14 protein-coding genes are annotated in these 16269 nt (G+C 69.4%); all 14 read left to right on the forward strand.

Going from position 1 to position 16269, the window contains the following annotated elements:
- The first annotated feature begins 77 nt into the window (after positions 1 to 77).
- The 14 genes from HUT12_RS02430 to HUT12_RS02495 all read left to right on the forward strand — a co-directional run bounded on the left by HUT12_RS02430 (position 78) and on the right by HUT12_RS02495 (position 16252).
- Entirely contained in the window at positions 78 to 1352 is a 1275-nt protein-coding gene (locus HUT12_RS02430) for a geranylgeranyl reductase family protein (RefSeq protein ID WP_176092341.1), read from the forward strand.
- 109 nt (positions 1353 to 1461) lie between these two features.
- The gene (locus HUT12_RS02435; protein WP_117229653.1) at positions 1462 to 1827 is read left to right on the forward strand and encodes an NADH-quinone oxidoreductase subunit A; all 366 of its coding nucleotides are present in this window, start codon (positions 1462 to 1464) and stop codon (positions 1825 to 1827) included.
- Positions 1828 to 1840: 13 nt separating this feature from the next.
- A complete protein-coding gene (locus HUT12_RS02440) occupies positions 1841 to 2518 on the forward strand; it encodes an NADH-quinone oxidoreductase subunit B family protein (protein ID WP_117229654.1) in 678 nt (225 codons plus the stop codon).
- On the forward strand, positions 2515 to 3246 hold the full coding sequence (locus tag HUT12_RS02445; RefSeq protein ID WP_176092342.1) for an NADH-quinone oxidoreductase subunit C: 732 nt from the start codon (positions 2515 to 2517) through the stop codon (positions 3244 to 3246). Before HUT12_RS02440 ends, HUT12_RS02445 begins: the two co-directional genes overlap by 4 nt.
- Positions 3247 to 3301: 55 nt before the next feature.
- Positions 3302 to 4627 (forward strand): NADH-quinone oxidoreductase subunit D, encoded by a 1326-nt coding sequence (locus tag HUT12_RS02450; RefSeq protein ID WP_131054079.1) that lies wholly within the window; start codon positions 3302 to 3304, stop codon positions 4625 to 4627.
- 52 nt (positions 4628 to 4679) lie between these two features.
- On the forward strand, positions 4680 to 5726 hold the full coding sequence (nuoE, locus tag HUT12_RS02455; RefSeq protein ID WP_131054078.1) for an NADH-quinone oxidoreductase subunit NuoE: 1047 nt from the start codon (positions 4680 to 4682) through the stop codon (positions 5724 to 5726).
- The gene (nuoF, locus tag HUT12_RS02460) at positions 5723 to 7039 is read left to right on the forward strand and encodes an NADH-quinone oxidoreductase subunit NuoF (RefSeq protein ID WP_176092343.1); all 1317 of its coding nucleotides are present in this window, start codon (positions 5723 to 5725) and stop codon (positions 7037 to 7039) included. Before nuoE ends, nuoF begins: the two co-directional genes overlap by 4 nt.
- Complete coding sequence (locus HUT12_RS02465) at positions 7039 to 9534, forward strand: NADH-quinone oxidoreductase subunit G (protein WP_176092344.1); 2496 nt, start codon at positions 7039 to 7041, stop codon at positions 9532 to 9534. Before nuoF ends, HUT12_RS02465 begins: the two co-directional genes overlap by 1 nt.
- A 61-nt stretch (positions 9535 to 9595) precedes the next feature.
- Positions 9596 to 10948, forward strand: coding sequence for an NADH-quinone oxidoreductase subunit NuoH (gene nuoH, locus HUT12_RS02470; RefSeq protein ID WP_176092345.1), 1353 nt, complete (start codon positions 9596 to 9598; stop codon positions 10946 to 10948).
- A 1-nt stretch (position 10949) separates the two neighbouring features.
- On the forward strand, positions 10950 to 11591 hold the full coding sequence (nuoI, locus tag HUT12_RS02475; protein WP_131054363.1) for an NADH-quinone oxidoreductase subunit NuoI: 642 nt from the start codon (positions 10950 to 10952) through the stop codon (positions 11589 to 11591).
- The gene (locus HUT12_RS02480; protein WP_131054362.1) at positions 11588 to 12355 is read left to right on the forward strand and encodes an NADH-quinone oxidoreductase subunit J; all 768 of its coding nucleotides are present in this window, start codon (positions 11588 to 11590) and stop codon (positions 12353 to 12355) included. The genes nuoI and HUT12_RS02480 overlap by 4 nt, the downstream gene beginning before the upstream one ends.
- A complete protein-coding gene (nuoK, locus tag HUT12_RS02485; RefSeq protein WP_013731028.1) occupies positions 12352 to 12669 on the forward strand; it encodes an NADH-quinone oxidoreductase subunit NuoK in 318 nt (105 codons plus the stop codon). Before HUT12_RS02480 ends, nuoK begins: the two co-directional genes overlap by 4 nt.
- Before the next feature lie 12 nt (positions 12670 to 12681).
- Complete coding sequence (gene nuoL, locus HUT12_RS02490) at positions 12682 to 14640, forward strand: NADH-quinone oxidoreductase subunit L (RefSeq protein ID WP_176092346.1); 1959 nt, start codon at positions 12682 to 12684, stop codon at positions 14638 to 14640.
- A gap of 79 nt (positions 14641 to 14719) precedes the next feature.
- Positions 14720 to 16252: an NADH-quinone oxidoreductase subunit M gene (locus HUT12_RS02495; RefSeq protein WP_131054360.1), complete on the forward strand. Its 1533-nt coding sequence runs from the start codon at positions 14720 to 14722 to the stop codon at positions 16250 to 16252.
- Positions 16253 to 16269: the final 17 nt, after the last annotated feature.

The following is a 16269-nucleotide window of genomic DNA, read 5'->3' on the forward strand; positions in this document are numbered from 1 at the left end:
GAGCGTACGGCGGCGGTCATAGACTCGTCCCGACTGGCTTGTGAAGCATTTCACGAGCACCCGGGGAGGAGGCGCGAATGACCGCGGTGGAGAACGACGCCGACGTGATCGTCGTGGGCGCCGGCCCCGGTGGGTCGGCGACCGCATACCACCTGGCCCGGCACGGCGTACGCGTGCTGCTGCTGGAGAAGACCGAGTTCCCCCGGGAGAAGGTCTGTGGTGACGGGCTGACCCCGCGCGCGGTGCGGCAACTGATCCGGATGGGCGTGGACACCTCGCCCGAGGCCGGTTGGCTGCACAACCGAGGCCTGCGGGTGATCGGCGGCGGGGTCCGGCTCGAACTGGACTGGCCCGACCTGGCCAGCTTCCCGAACTACGGGCTGGTCCGCACCCGACTCGACTTCGACGACCTGCTCGTCCAGCGGGCGACGTCCGCCGGGGCGACGCTGCGGACCAACGTGAACGTGACCGGCCCGGTGCTCGACGACAACGGCCGGGTGATCGGCGTGGAGGCCGAGGACGGCCCGGACAAGGCCCCGGCCACCTTCCACGCGCCGCTGGTCGTCGCCGCGGACGGCGTCTCCGGCCGCTTCCCGCTCGCCCTCGGGCTGGCCAAGCGCGAGGACCGCCCGATCGGCGTGGCGGTACGCCGCTACTACCGCTCCGAGGCCCGGCACGACGACAACTACCTGGAGTCCTGGCTGGAGCTGCGGGCCAAGGGCACCGGTGCCCTGCTGCCCGGGTACGGCTGGATCTTCGGCCTCGGCGACGGCCGGGTCAACGTCGGCCTCGGCATTCTCAACTCCTCGTCGGCCTTCGGCAAGACCAACTACCGGCGGCTGCTCACCGACTGGCTGGCCAACACGCCACCGGAGTGGGGGATGACCGACGAGGCCAACGCCGAGGGCTCGATCCTCGGCGCGGCGTTGCCCATGGGCTTCAACCGGGTGCCGCACTACACCCGGGGGGTCATGCTTGTCGGTGACTCCGGCGGCATGGTCAACCCGTTCAACGGCGAGGGCATCGCGTACGCCATGGAGTCCGGTGAACTGGCCGCGGAGGTCGCGGTGCAGGCGCTGGCCCGTCCGGTCGGTGCCGAGCGCGAGCGGGCACTGATGGCGTACCCGCAGGAGTTGAAGACCCGGTTCGGCGGCTACTACCGGCTGGGTGGGGTCTTCGTGAAGCTGATCGGCCGGCCCGAGATCATGCGGGTGGCGACCAAGCACGGCATGCCCCACCCGACCCTCATGAGATTCGTGCTCAAGCTGCTGGCCAACCTCACCGACCCTCGTGGCGGTGACGCGATGGACCGGGTGATCAATGCGATGACCCGGGTCGCGCCCGCAGTGTAGGGGCGCGGACCAGGCAGATCGACCCCCCGCCGACGGTCGCCGGGTGGGATGTGAATAGTGTGAATTTCGCCAACGAACGCGGGCAGGGAAGGACGAGCAGGAGAAGAAGATGTCGCTCTCGCCTTACGTACCCATCATTGGGCTGTTCGCCCTCGCCGCGGCCTTCGCGCTGTTCTCCATAGGGGCTGCCCGGTTCGCCGGACCCCGGCGCTACAACAAGGCCAAGCTCGAAGCCTACGAATGTGGCATCGAGCCCAGCCCGCAGCCGATCGGCGGCAGCCGGTTCCCGGTCAAGTTCTATCTGACGGCGATGCTCTTCATCGTCTTCGACGTGGAAATGATCTTCCTTTACCCGTGGGCGGTCTCCTTCGACATGCTTCCGGTATTCGGATTCGTCGCCATGTTGATTTTCATCGGTGCGGTCTTCGTCGCGTACGCCTACGAGTGGCGGCGCGGCGGCCTGGACTGGGACTGAGGGAGGAACGGCAATGGGTATCGAGGAGAAACTTCCCGCCGGCGTCCTGCTCACCTCGGTGGAGAAGCTCGTCAACTGGTCGCGCAAGTCGTCGGTCTGGGGTGCCACCTTCGGCCTGGCCTGCTGCGCGATCGAGATGATGGCCGCCGGTGGTCCGCACTACGACATGGGCCGGTGGGGCATGGAGGTCTTCCGGGCCTCGCCCCGTCAGGCCGACCTGATGATCGTCGCCGGCCGGGTCAGCCAGAAGATGGCCCCGGTGCTGCGCCAGATCTACGACCAGATGGCCGAGCCCCGCTGGGTGCTCTCCATGGGCGTCTGCGCCAGCAGCGGCGGCATGTTCAACAACTACGCCATCGTGCAGGGCGTGGACCACGTCGTGCCGGTCGACATGTACCTCCCGGGCTGCCCGCCCCGGCCGGAGATGCTCATCGACGCGATCCTCAAGCTGCGCGAGAAGATCGGCCACGAGCCGCTCGGTCCGAACGGCCGCAAGATGCTGGCGGCCCGCGAGGCGCGCGGTGACGTGCCGGTGGTGCCGTACGGCTCGATGCCGTCGTCGTACCGCAACGACAAGGCCCGGCGGGCCGAGTGGACGAAGGCCGTCCGCGAGGGCCGCGAGGAGCAGTTGCGGATCGAGAACTGGATGAAGGCCCAGAACCACCTCCACCCGTACGGGGGGATCAAGTGACTGACGACAAGCGGACCGACGGTGTCGTACCGGTTCCGGTGACGCCGGCCGGGTCGACCAGCGGTGCACCCGCCGAGTTCCCGCCGGCCTCGCCCGCCGGTCGGGGCATGTTCGGCAACCAGGGCACCGGTGACGTCTCCGGCTTCGGCGGGCTGGTCCGCCCGCGCCCGCAGCTCGTGGACTCGCCCCGGCCGTTCGGTGGCTACTTCGACGAGGTGTACGACGCGCTGGAGGAGGCGTACCCGGCCTTCGGCGACGCGATCGAGAACGTGGTCGTCGACCGGGGTGAGCTGACCCTGCACATCCGCCCGGAGCGGATCGCCGAGGTCTGCCAGGTGATGCGGGACGACGCGGGGCTGCGCTTCGAGCTGCTCTCGTCGCTCTCCGGCGTGGACTACCTCGGTGCCGACGAGCGCCGGCTGCACGTGGTCTACCAGCTCACCTCGATGACCTATCGGCGACTGGTGCGGCTGGAGGTGGCCGTCTCCGCCGAGGAGCCGCATCTGCCCAGCGTCACCTCGGTCTACCCGACCGCGGACTGGCAGGAGCGGGAGGCGTACGACATGTTCGGCGTCGTCTTCGACGGCCACCCGGCGCTGACCCGGATCCTCATGCCGGACGACTGGGAGGGTCACCCGCAGCGGAAGGACTACCCCCTCGGCGGCGTGCCCGTGGAGTACAAGGGCGCCGAGATCCCGCCGCCCGACAAGCGGAGGTCGTACCAGTGAACGCGAGGAGTGCAGCGAAGCGGAGCCCCGCAGTCGCGAACGAAAGGTCGGCACTGTGAGCGCGTCCAACTACGCCACCGAGCGCGAGACCACCGAAGGTCGGGTCTTCACCGTCACCGGTGGGGACTGGGACGACCTCGTCTCGGGAGTCGACCCGATCAACGAGGGTCGGATCGTCGTCAACATGGGTCCGCAGCACCCGTCCACGCACGGGGTGCTGCGCCTGGTCCTGGAGCTGGAGGGCGAGACGGTCCGGGAGGCCCGCTCGGTCGTCGGCTACCTGCACACCGGTATCGAGAAGAACCTGGAATACCGCAACTGGGTCCAGGGCTCGACGTTCGTGACCCGGATGGACTACCTCTCGCCGATCTTCAACGAGACGGCGTACTCGCTCGCCGTGGAGAAGCTGCTCGGTATCACCGACGACATCACCGAGCGGGCCAACACCATCCGGGTGCTCATGATGGAGCTGAACCGGATCTCCTCGCACCTGGTCTGGGTCGCCACCACGGCGATGGAGCTGGGCGCGATCAACATGATGCTCTACGGCTTCCGGGAGCGCGAGTACATCCTGGAGATCTTCGAGCTCATCACCGGCCTGCGGATGAACCACGCGTACGTCCGGCCGGGCGGTGTCGCCCAGGACGTGCCGGACGAGGCGATTGTCAAGATCCGCGACTTCCTCAAGCTCCTGCCGAAGCGGCTCAAGGAGTACGAGGACCTGCTCTCCGGCCAGCCGATCTGGCTGGAGCGGACGAAGAACATCGCGGTGCTGGACGTGACCGGTTGTGTCGCGCTCGGCGTCACCGGGCCGGTGCTGCGCTCCGCCGGGCTGGCCTGGGACCTGCGCAAGACCATGCCGTACTGCGGTTACGAGGACTACGAGTTCGACGTGCCGACGCATCCCGACGGCGACGTCTGGGGCCGGTACCTGGTCCGGATGGCCGAGATGCGTGAGTCGCTCAAGATCGTCGAGCAGGCGCTGGACCGGCTCGAGCCGGGTCCGGTGATGGTCGCCGACAAGAAGATCGCGTGGCCGGCGCAACTGGCCATCGGTGTCGACGGCATGGGCAACTCCCTGGAGCACGTCGCCAAGATCATGGGGCAGTCGATGGAGTCCCTGATCCACCACTTCAAGCTGGTGACGGAGGGCTTCCGGGTGCCGCCGGGCCAGGTGTACGTCGGCATCGAGTCGCCGCGCGGCGAGCTGGGCGTGCACGCGGTCTCCGACGGTGGCACCCGGCCGTACCGGGTGCACTACCGCGAGCCGAGCTTCGTCAACCTCCAGGCACTGCCGGCGATGGCCGAGGGTGGCCTGATCGCCGACGTGATCGCCGGCGGTGCCTCGCTGGACCCCGTCATGGGAGGTTGTGACCGGTGAGCGCGAGGAGTGGGCTTGCAAGCCCCGCAGTCGCGAACGGAAGGCGGCGCTGATGACCACGACTGTTTTCACTGATGCGACGCGGGCTCGGGCGCGGGAGATCATCGCCCGTTACCCGGCCGACCGGTCCCGTTCGGCCCTGCTACCCCTGCTGCACCTGGTGCAGTCCGAGGAGGGTTACGTCTCCCCGGCCGGAGTGGCGTTCTGCGCCGAGGTGCTCGGCCTGAACAAGGCCCAGGTCGGCGCCGTGGCGAGCTTCTACACCATGTACAAGCGCCGCCCCACCGGTGACTGGCTGGTCAGCGTCTGCACCAACACCATGTGCAACGTCCTCGGCGGGCAGGAGGTCTACGACGCCCTCACCGAGCACCTGGGTGTCGGGCACGACGAGACCACCGAGGACGGCACGATCACCCTCGAACACGCCGAGTGCCTGGCCGCCTGCGACTACGGCCCGGTGATGACGGTCAACTACGACTTCTTCGACGGCGTCGACCCGCAGAGCGCGGTCGGTCTGGTCGACGAGCTGCGCGCCGGAGGGCGGCCCACGCCGAGCCGGGGCGCCCGCCTCTGCACGCTCAAGGAGATGGCGGTGCAGCTCGCCGGCTTCGCCGACGAGCGTGAGGGCGCGGTCGCCGACGGCGTACCGGGCGAGCCGAGCCTGCGTGGCCTGCGCCTGGCCGAGCAGCACGGCATCTCGGTGCCGGGCTTCGACCCGAACACCCCGATCCGCAGCGGCAAGGCCGGTGACAAGCCGGCCCCGGCCACCCCGGCCAAGGCCGCGCCGACCGGCACCACGGCGCCCGACGTACCCGCGCCGGACCGCAAGTCGCCGCAGGTGCGTACCGCCGAGACCCGGCAGCCGGACGCCCAGACGGCGGTGCCGGACGCCCCCGGCACAAAGGTGCCGGTCGACGGGTCGCCTCCGGCGTCGAGCGACGCCCGCGCGGCGGAGGCCGCCGGTGCGGCGGCCAACCCACCCGCCGGTGACGGCAAGCCTGCCGGCGACGACGCCGAGGCTCAGGAGCGCAACCTCAGCGAGGCGGAGTCGTCCGGCGGTGGCCAGGGCTCCGCGAACGACAAGGGGGCTCAGAAGTGACCACGCCTCGGCCGGAGATCCTGGCCAAGCTGACGCCGGTCCTCACCAAGCGCTGGCTGTCGCCGGACGCCTGGCGGATCGGCACCTACGAGAAGCTCGACGGGTACGCCGCACTGCGCAAGTCGCTCAAGGCGCACCCGGACGACCTGATCCAGCTCATCAAGGACTCCGGGCTGCGCGGTCGTGGCGGCGCGGGCTTCCCGACCGGCCTCAAGTGGGGCTTCATCCCGCAGGGCGACGGCAAGCCGCACTACCTCGTGGTCAACGCCGACGAGGGCGAGCCGGGCACCTGCAAGGACCTGCCGCTGATGACGCACGACCCGCACTCGCTGGTCGAGGGCGTGATCATCGCGTCGTACGCGATCCGGGCCAGCCGGGCCTACATCTACATCCGGGGCGAGGCCGTGCACGCGGCACGCCGGCTGCGCAACGCGGTGAACGAGGCGTACGCCAAGGGCTACCTCGGGCGCGACATCCTCGGGTCCGGTTTCGACCTGGACCTGGTGGTGCACTCGGGCGCCGGTGCGTACATCTGCGGCGAGGAGACGGCGCTGCTGGACTCGCTGGAGGGCTTCCGGGGCCAGCCCCGGCTGCGCCCGCCGTTCCCGGCGACCCACGGCCTGTACGCCAGCCCCACGGTGGTCAACAACGTCGGCACCATCTCCAGTGTGCCGTACATCGTGCTGGGCGGCGCCGAGTGGTGGAAGACCATGGGCACGGAGAAGTCCTCCGGACCGATGATCTATTCGCTCTCCGGCCGGATCGCCAACCCGGGTCAGTACGAGTGCTCGATGGGCATCACCCTGCGCGAGCTGCTGGAGCTGGCCGGTGGCATGCAGCCCGGGCACCACCTCAAGTTCTGGACCCCGGGTGGTTCGTCCACGCCGCTGCTCACCGCCGAGCACCTGGACGTGCCGCTGGACTTCGAGGGGGTGGCCGGCGCCGGATCGATCCTCGGCACCACGGCCACGCAGATCTTCTCGGACCAGGACTGCCCGGTCTACGCGACCTACCGCTGGCTGGAGTTCTATCACCACGAGTCGTGCGGCAAGTGCACCCCGTGCCGGGAGGGCAACTACTGGATGGTCCGGGTCTACCGGCGCATCCTGGCCGGTCAGGGCACCCACGACGACCTGGACACCCTGCTCGACACCTGCGACAACATCCTGGGCCGCTCGTTCTGCGGCCTGGGTGACGGTGCCACCAGCTCGGTGACGTCGTCCCTGAAGTACTTCAAGCAGGACTACCTCGACTACATCGAGGGACGGACCGCTCCGAAGTTGTCCGACAAGCAGTTGGTGGGAGCCCACTAATGACGGACGTTGCCAAGTCGACCGAGACGGTCACGCTGACCATCGACGGCGTCGAGGTCACCGCCCCGAAGGGGGCGCTGCTGATCCGCGTCGCCGAGCAGATCGGCACGGAGATCCCCCGCTTCTGCGACCACCCGCTGCTGGCACCGGCCGGTGCCTGCCGCCAGTGCCTCGTCGAGGTGGAGGGGCAGCGCAAGCCGGTCGCCTCCTGCACGCAGACGGTGGCCGAGGGCATGGTCGTCCGTACCCAGCTCAGCTCCCCGGTCGCCAAGAAGGCGCAGGAGGGGATCATGGAGCTGCTCCTGGTCAACCACCCCCTCGACTGCCCGATGTGTGACAAGGGCGGCGAGTGCCCGCTGCAGAACCAGGCGATGTCGACCGGCCGCACCGACTCGCGGTTCCACGAGCACAAGCGGGAGTACCCGAAGCCGCTGCCGATCAGCACCCAGGTGCTGCTCGACCGCGAGCGCTGCGTGCTCTGCCAGCGCTGCACCCGGTTCTCCGAGGAGATCGCCGGCGACAAGTTCATCGACCTGATGAACCGTTCGTCCGCCGAGGAGATCAACATCTACCGGGACGAGGAGTACGGCGAGGAGGGCGACGCAGGTGACGTGCCGTTCAACTCGTACTTCTCCGGCAACACCGTGCAGATCTGCCCGGTCGGCGCGCTGACCGGCACCCAGTACCGTTTCCGCGCCCGCCCGTTCGACCTGGTCTCCAGCCCGAGCGTCTGCGAGCACTGCTCGGCCGGTTGCGCCCAGCGCACCGACTGGCGTCGGGGCAAGGTGATGCGGCGGCTGGCCGGCGACGACCCGCAGGTCAACGAGGAGTGGAACTGCGACAAGGGCCGGTGGGGCTTCCAGTACGCCCGTGCCACCGACCGGTTGACCACTCCACTGGTCCGCGACGAGCGCACCGGTGAGCTGCGTGAGGCGTCCTGGAGCGAGGCGCTCAGCGTCGCCGCCGAGGGGCTGCGTGCGGCCCGGGACGGCGGTCAGGGCTCGGCGGTGCTCACCGGCGGTCGGCTGACCGTCGAGGACGCCTACGCGTACGCGAAGTTCGCCCGGATCGCGCTGCACACCAACGACATCGACTTCCGGGCCCGCCCGGCCTCCCGCGAGGAGGCCGACTTCCTGGCCAGCAACGTCGCGGGCAGCACCGACGTCACCTACACCGACGTCGAGAACGCTCCCGCCGTGGTGCTGGTCGGCCTGGAGCCGGAGGAGGAGTGCCCGATCCTCTTCCTGCGGATGCGCAAGGCGTACCTCAAGAACAAGCTCAAGGTGTACGCGATCGCGCCGTTCGCCACCCGCGGCCTGGAGAAGCTCGGTGCCAAGCTGGCCCGGGTGGTGCCGGGTGAGGAGGCCGGGGTGCTCGCCGAGCACGCCACGGTCGCCGAGGCGCTGAGCGCCCCGGGTGCGATCCTGATCGTCGGTGAGCGACTGGCCTCGGTGCCCGGCGGGCTCTCCGCCGCCGCCGAGGTGGCCGCGCGTACCGGTGCGAAGCTTGCCTGGGTGCCGCGACGCGCCGGGGACCGGGGCGCCGTCGACACCGGCTGCCTGCCCAACCTGCTGCCCGGTGGGCGGATCGTCACCGAGCCGACCGCGCGCGCTGAGCTGGGCGAGGCGTGGGACATCCCGGCCGGAGTGATCCCGAGCCAGGCCGGCCGGGACACCGACGGCATCCTCGCCGCCGCCGCCGAGGGCCGCCTCGGCGCACTGGTGGTGGCCGGCGTCGACCCGGCTGACCTGGCCGACCCGCGCCTGGCCGAGCAGGCCCTCGACGCGGTGCCGTTCCTGGTCAGCCTGGAGCTGCGCGCCAGCGCGGTGACCCGACGGGCGAACGTCGTCCTGCCGGTCGCCCCGGTGGTCGAGAAGGCCGGCAGCTTCCTGGACTGGGAGGGCCGGCTGCGTCCGTTCGACGCGGTCCTGACCACCGCCGCGATGACCGACGGCCGGGTGCTCGACGCGCTCGCCGCCCAGCTGGACGTGCGGCTGGGCACCGGAGACGTGCTCTCCGTGCGCCGCGAGCTGGGCAGCCTGCCGACGACCCGGGTGGGTCGTCCGGCCGCCCCGAGTGTCGCGCCGGGCACCGTCCGGGACCTCGCGCCCGGCGAGGCGGTCCTGGCGACCTGGCACCAACTGCTCGACCTGGGCAGCCTCATCGACGGTGACGAGCACCTGGGCGGCACCGCCCGCCCGCCGGTGGTCCGGCTGGGCAAGGGCAGCGCGGAGGCGCTCGGCATCGCCGACGGTGACCCGGTGACGGTGGGTACCGACCGTGGGGCGCTGACCCTGCCGGCGGCCATCACCGAGATGCCGGACGGCGTGGTCTGGCTGCCCACCAACTCGCCCGGCGCGACGGTACGGCGCAGCCTGGGCGCGACCTCCGGTTCGGTGGTCCGGGTCTCCGCACCCGGTACGGCCGAGCCGGTCGCCGCCGACGCGGCGGGTCGTTCGGGCCCGCTGCTCAACTCCTCCGGGGGTCACCAGTGAGTGCGAGGAGTGAACGAGCGGAGCGAGTGAGCCCCGCAGTCGGGAACGAAAGGTGGGCCCAGTGAGTCACTCGCTCCTCGCCCAGGCGCCGTCGCTGACCGACTTCGGTCACGACCCGTGGTGGCTGGTGCTTGGCAAGATCGTCTTTGCCTTCGTCGTCGCCCTGCTCGGCACGCTGCTGGGCGTCTGGTTCGAGCGGCGAGTGGTGGGGCGGATGGCGGTCCGGCCGGGCCCGAACCAGCTCGGCCCCTTCGGTCTGCTGCAGACGCTCGCCGACGGCCTGAAGATGGCCTTCAAGGAGGACATCCTCCCCAAGTCGGCAGACAAGGTCATCTACTTCTTCGCGCCGGCCATCTCGGTGATCTGCGCGGTGACCGCGCTGTCGGTGATCCCCTTCGGCCCGATGGTCAGCATCTTCGGCCACCAGACGCCGTTGCAGGTCACCGACGTGCCGGTGGCGGTGCTGGTGGTGCTCGCCTTCTCGTCGTTGGCGGTCTACGGCATCGTGCTGGCGGGCTGGGCCTCCGGCTCGACCTACCCGCTGCTCGGTGGTCTGCGGTCCACCGCCCAGCTCATCTCGTACGAGGTGTCGCTGGGGCTGTCCATCGTGGCGGTGTTCATGCTCGCCGGCACGATGTCCACCTCGGAGATCGTGGCCGCACAGGGCACCGGCACGCAGGTGAACCTCTTCGGCGTCGACGTCTGGGCGCCCGGCTGGTACGCGCTGCTGCTGTTCCCGAGCTTCATCGTCTTCTTCATCTCCATCGTCGGTGAGACGAACCGGCCGCCGTTCGACCTGCCGGAGGCGGAGTCGGAGCTGGTGGCGGGCTTCATGACCGAGTACAGCTCGCTGAAGTTCGCGCTGATCATGCTCAGCGAGTACGTGGCGATGGTGACCATGTCGGCCTTCACCGTCACCCTCTTCCTGGGCGGCTGGTACGCGCCGTGGCCGATCAGCCTCTGGTCGGGTGCCAACTCCGGTTGGTGGCCGCTGCTCTGGTTCTTCGGCAAGGTCATCCTGCTGGTGTTCGTCTTCGTCTGGCTGCGGGGCACGCTGCCCCGGCTCCGCTACGACCAGCTCATGCGCCTCGGCTGGAAGGTGCTGATCCCGGTCAGCCTGGTCTGGATCGTGGTCCTGGGCTGGTACCGCACCATCGGCGACTGGGACACCACGGGTCGCCTGTGGGCCATCGGTATCCCGGCCGGGATCGTGCTGCTCGCCGCGATGTTCTGGCCGAGCCGTAAGCCGCAGTCGAAGCCGACCGTCGCCGAGCAGGTCGAGAACCGGCCGCAGGGCAGCTTCCCGCTGCCGCCAATGGATCTGCAGGTACCCCCGAGCCCGCGTACCCGGCGCATGGTCGCCGAGCGGGAGCCGGCCAACGTTCCCGCCGGCCAGGACTCTGAGGAGGTGTGACGTGGGCGCGATCACCGGAACGTTCAAGGGCTTCGGGGTCACCTTCTCGCACATGTTCAAGAAGGTCGTCACCACCGACTACCCCTTCACCCCGCCGAAGCCGGCGCCGCGCTACCACGGCCGGCACATCCTCAACCGGCACCCGGACGGCCTGGAGAAGTGCATCGGCTGTGAGCTGTGCGCCTGGGCCTGCCCGGCGGACGCGATCTTCGTCGAGGGTGGCGACAACACCGACGAACAGCGTTTCTCGCCGGGTGAGCGGTACGCCAGCAACTACCAGATCAACTACGCCCGCTGCATCTTCTGCGGGCTCTGCATCGAGGCGTGCCCGACCCGCTCGTTGACCATGAGCAACGAGTACGAGCTGGCCCGGGACAACCGGCAGGACCTGATCTTCACCAAGGAGCAGCTGCTCGCGCCGCTGCTGCCGGGGATGGAGCAGCCGCCGCACCCGATGCGTCTGGGCGACAGCGAGAAGGACTACTACATCGGCAGCCTGACCAACCCGGGCACCTCGGCCGGCGCCGAGCGCTCGCCGATGGGGCCGGGGCACTACCAGGTCGACGAGCACCCGGGCGTCACCTTCCCCGGTGCCGAGCAGGCCGCCCAGCGGGCTGCGGCGGACAAGGGAGAGACGGCATGACCACCTCGACGGTGCTCGCCGCGGGTGCGGTCTCCGGCGGTGAGTCGGTGGCCTTCTGGATCCTCGCCCCGCTGGCGCTGGCTGGCGCGATCGGCATGGTCGCGGCCCGCAACGCGGTGCACTCGGCGCTCTGGCTGGTGCTGACCATGCTCAGCCTGGGCGTGTTCTATGTGCTCCAGGCCGGGCCGTTCATCGGCATGGTGCAGATCATCGTCTACACCGGCGCGATCATGATGCTCTTCCTGTTCGTGCTGATGCTGGTCGGGCGGGACGCCTCGGACTCACTGATCGAGGTGCTGCGGGGTCAGCGGATCGCGGCGATCGGGCTGGGCGTCGGCTTCGCCGCGCTGCTCGGCAGCGGGGTCTACCGGGCCACCCAGGACACCGTGGCGGTGGGTCTGGAGGAGGCCAACGCTGGCGGCAACGTGCAGGGCATCGCCCGGTTGCTCTTCACCGACTACATCTTCGCCTTCGAGCTGACCGCAGCGCTGCTGATCACCGCCACCATCGGCGGCATGATCCTGGCGCACATCGAGCGGCGCAAGGAGGACAAGCGCGACCAGGTGGCCACCATGAAGGCCCGCTTCGCGCCCGGCAACTACCCCGGTCCGAAGCCCGGCCCGGGTGTCTTCGCCACCTCCTCGTCGGTGGCCACTCCGGCGCGCCTGCCGGACGGCCGACTGAGCGACCGGAGCACGCCCGACATCCTTCCGGTGCGTGAGCTGGCCGCCGAGGAGACCACCCTGAAGGGCACTGAGAAGTGAGTGACTTCTTCTCCGTCGAACCGAACTACTACCTCGTCCTCGCCGCGGTGCTGTTCACCATCGGCGCGGCCGGGGTGCTGGTCCGGCGCAACGCGATCGTGCTGTTCATGTGCGTCGAGCTGATGCTCAACGCGGCCAACCTGGCGCTGGTCACCTTCAGCCGGATGAACGGTGACCTGAACGGCCAGATCATGGCGTTCTTCGTGATGGTGGTGGCGGCGGCCGAGGTCGTGGTCGGGTTGGCCATCATCATGGCGATCTTCCGCACCCGGCGCTCCGCCAGCGTCGACGACGCCAACCTGTTGAAGTACTAGAGGGGCCCACCGGTGGACGAAATTGTGACGTACGCCCAGGCTGCTCCGGCCGAGACCGTCTCGTACGCGACGGCCGACGGGCTGCTGAGCAGCGTCTGGCTGCTGGTGGCGATCCCGCTGGTCAGCGCGATGGTCCTGCTGCTGCTCGGCCGGCGCGCCGACCGGTGGGGGCACTGGCTCGGCGTGGCCGCCGTCGGTGCCGCCTTCCTGCTCGGCCTGACCTACTTCTTCAACCTGCGCGGGTTGGAGAACAAGTCCGTCGAACTCAGCCTCTGGGACTTCATCGCGGTCGGCAACCTCAACGTCGACTTCGGACTGCTCTTCGATCCGCTGGCCGGGGTCTTCGTCCTGCTGATCACCGGCGTGGGCTTCCTGATCCACCTGTACGCGGTCGAGTACATGGCGCACGACCCGGGTCGTCGGCGGTTCTTCGCCTACTTCAACCTGTTCGTCGCGGCCATGCTGCTGCTGGTCCTCGGCAACAACTACGTGATGCTCTACTTCGGCTGGGAGGGCGTCGGTCTGGCGTCGTACCTGCTGATCTCCTTCTGGAACACCAAGCCGGCCGCGGCCACCGCCGGCAAGAAGGCGTTCCTGATGAACCGGGTCGGCGACGCCGGTCTGGCCATCGCCATCTTCATCATGTTCGCCACCCTGGGCACCACCCAGTACGACGAGGTGTTCAACGGGGTCGGCGCACTGGCCGGCAGCACCGTGCTGGTGCTCGGCATCCTCCTGCTGCTCGGCGCGGCCGGCAAGTCCGGTCAGTTCCCGCTCCAGGCGTGGTTGCCGGACGCCATGGAGGGTCCGACCCCGGTGTCGGCGCTCATCCACGCCGCGACGATGGTCACCGCCGGTGTCTACCTGATCGCCCGGTCCAACATCATCTTCTCGGCCAACGCGACGCTGCAGTTGGTGGTGGTCAGCGTCGGTGCGCTGACGCTGCTGATCGGCGCGATCATCGGCTGCGCCAAGGACGACATCAAGCGGGTGCTGGCCTGGTCGACGGTGAGCCAGATCGGCTACATGTTCCTCGGTGTCGGCCTGGGCGGCGCCGCGTACGCGCTGGCCATCGTGCACCTGCTGGCGCACGGCTTCTTCAAGGCCAACATGTTCCTCGGTGCCGGCTCGGTCATGCACGGCATGAAGGACCAGGTGGACATCCGCCGCTTCGGCGGCATGTCGAAGTACATGAAGATCACCTGGCTCACCTTCGGGGCGGGCTGGCTGGCCATCATCGGCATGATCCCGTTCTCCGGCTACTTCTCGAAGGAGCCGATCATCGCCGCCGCCTTCGAGCGGGACGGCTGGACGGCCTGGCTGTTCGGCGGGGCCGCGGTGCTCGGTGCCGCGCTGACCGCGTTCTACATGACGCGGCTGTTCGTGCTGACCTTCCACGGGCCCAAGCGCTGGACCACGGACATCGAGCACCCGCACGAGTCCCCGCCGCTGATGACCATCCCGCTGATCCTGCTCGGCATCGGCTCGATCGGCGCGGGTTGGCTGCTGGCCACCTCCGTACCGGACTGGCTGACCGCCACCGCCGGTCTCGGCGCGGCCGAGGCGCACCACGACGCGGTGCTGCCGCACTGGGCGATCGTGGTGCTGTCGCTGGGCGTCACCGTGCTCGGTGCCGCGCTGGCCTGGTTCCTGTTCCGCAACGGCACGGCCAACGAGCCGCAGCCGGCCGGGGTGCTGGTCACCGCCGCCCGCAAGAACCTCTACACCGACGCGGTGAACGAGGCGGTCTTCGAGAAGCCCGGCATCTTCCTCACCCGGGCGCTCGTCTACCTGGACAACCGGGGCATCGACGGGCTGGTCAACGGGCTGGCAGCCGGTGTCGGCGGTGGCTCGGGTCGACTGCGGCGGCTGCAGACCGGCTTCGTCCGGTCGTACGCCACCTCGATCCTCGCCGGGGCGCTGCTGATCGTGGGCGCGTTCCTCGCCGTGCAGGCGGGGTGGTTCGCGTGATCGACCTCAAGAGGCCGACGGTCTCGCAGGCGGCCGTCGCCGGCGGACCGCGCATCGACGACGGAGGTAAGGCCGCATAATGTCCGACTTCCCGTTCCTCTCGGTGCTCACCGTGGCGCCGCTGGTCGGCGCAGTGGTGGTCGCCCTCCTGCCGCGCAGCCGGCCGACGCTGGCCAAGCAGGTCGCTCTCGGCTGGTCGCTGCTGGTGCTGGCGCTGTCCGTGGTCATGTGGGTGACCTGGCAGGTCGACGGCGACCGGTTCCAGTTCCGTGAGTCGTACCCGTGGATCCCGAACTGGGGCGTGAACTTCACGTTCGCCGCCGACGGCATCGCGCTGGTCATGCTGATGCTGATCGCGGTGCTGGTGCCGCTGGTGATCCTGGCCTCCTGGCACGACGCCGAGTCCTCGAAGCGCTCGGTGCCGGTCTACTTCGCGCTGCTGCTCGTCCTCGAATGCACGATGCTCGGTGTCTTCGCCGCCGCCGACGTCTTCCTGTTCTATGTGTTCTTCGAGGTCATGCTGGTGCCGATGTACTTCCTGATCGGCAGCTACGGCGGCCACCAGAGGCAGTACGCGGCGGTCAAGTTCTTCCTCTACTCCCTGGTCGGCGGTCTGTTCATGCTGGCCGCCGTGATCGGCCTCTGGGTGGTCGGCGGCAAGACCTTCGACTGGGTGGCGCTGTCGCAGGTGGACATCTCCACCGGTGCGGAACGCTGGCTGTTCCTCGGGTTCTTCGTCGCGTTCGCGATCAAGGCGCCGTTCTTCCCGTTCCACACCTGGCTGCCGGACGCCGGTGGCGCGGCCCCGGCCGGTGCCGCCGCGCTGCTGGTCGGCGTGCTGGACAAGGTCGGCACCTTCGGCATCATCCGGTACTGCCTGCCGCTGTTCCCGGACGCCGCCCAGTGGTTCGCGCCGTGGGCGCTGGGCCTCGCGGTGATCGGCATCATCTACGCCGCTCTGCTGGCGGTGGGGCAGAACGACCTCAAGCGACTGGTGTCGTACACGTCGATCGCGCACTTCGGCTTCATCGGCGTGGGTCTGTTCGCCTTCACCACCCAGGCCGGTACCGGTGCGGTGCTCTACATGGTGAACCACGGCCTCGCCACCGGCCTGCTCTTCCTGGTGGTCGGCATGCTGGTCGCGCGCCGGGGTTCGGCGCTCATCAGCGACTTCGGTGGTGCCGGCAAGCTGGTGCCGGTGCTGGCCGGGGTGCTGTTCTTCGCCGGTCTCGCCTCGCTGGCGCTGCCCGGCACCGCGCCGTTCGTCTCCGAGTTCCTGGTGCTGATCGGCACCTTCACGGTGAACAAGCCGGTCGCGGTGATCGCCACGCTGGGCATCATCCTGGCGGCGGCGTACGTGCTGTGGATGGTGCAGCGGACCACGCAGGGCACGCTCAATCCGGCGCTGACCCAGATCGACGCGATGAAGCGCGACCTCAACCTGCGCGAGAAGGTCGTGGTCGCCCCGCTGATCGCGCTGATCGTGCTGCTCGGCTTCTACCCGAAGCCGGTCACCGACGTGATCAACCCTGCGGTTCAGGCGACCATGGAGGACGTCGGCCGGACCGACCCGGCCCCGACGGCAGGCAACGTCCAGGAGGCCAGCCGGTGAGCGCGAGGAGTGAGCTC

This window comes from Verrucosispora sp. NA02020 (genome assembly GCF_013364215.1).
Lineage (GTDB): Bacteria > Actinomycetota > Actinomycetes > Mycobacteriales > Micromonosporaceae > Micromonospora.

Excerpts from the sequence above, each read along its gene's own strand:
- HUT12_RS02465 (WP_176092344.1), top strand. The coding sequence starts at position 7,039 with ATGACGGACGTTGCCAAGTCGACCGAGACGGTCACGCTGACCATCGAC.
- HUT12_RS02430 (WP_176092341.1), top strand. The coding sequence starts at position 78 with ATGACCGCGGTGGAGAACGACGCCGACGTGATCGTCGTGGGCGCCGGC.
- HUT12_RS02435 (WP_117229653.1), top strand. The coding sequence starts at position 1,462 with ATGTCGCTCTCGCCTTACGTACCCATCATTGGGCTGTTCGCCCTCGCC.
- nuoE (WP_131054078.1), top strand. The coding sequence starts at position 4,680 with ATGACCACGACTGTTTTCACTGATGCGACGCGGGCTCGGGCGCGGGAG.
- HUT12_RS02440 (WP_117229654.1), top strand. The coding sequence starts at position 1,841 with ATGGGTATCGAGGAGAAACTTCCCGCCGGCGTCCTGCTCACCTCGGTG.
- HUT12_RS02480 (WP_131054362.1), top strand. The coding sequence starts at position 11,588 with ATGACCACCTCGACGGTGCTCGCCGCGGGTGCGGTCTCCGGCGGTGAG.
- HUT12_RS02495 (WP_131054360.1), top strand. The coding sequence starts at position 14,720 with ATGTCCGACTTCCCGTTCCTCTCGGTGCTCACCGTGGCGCCGCTGGTC.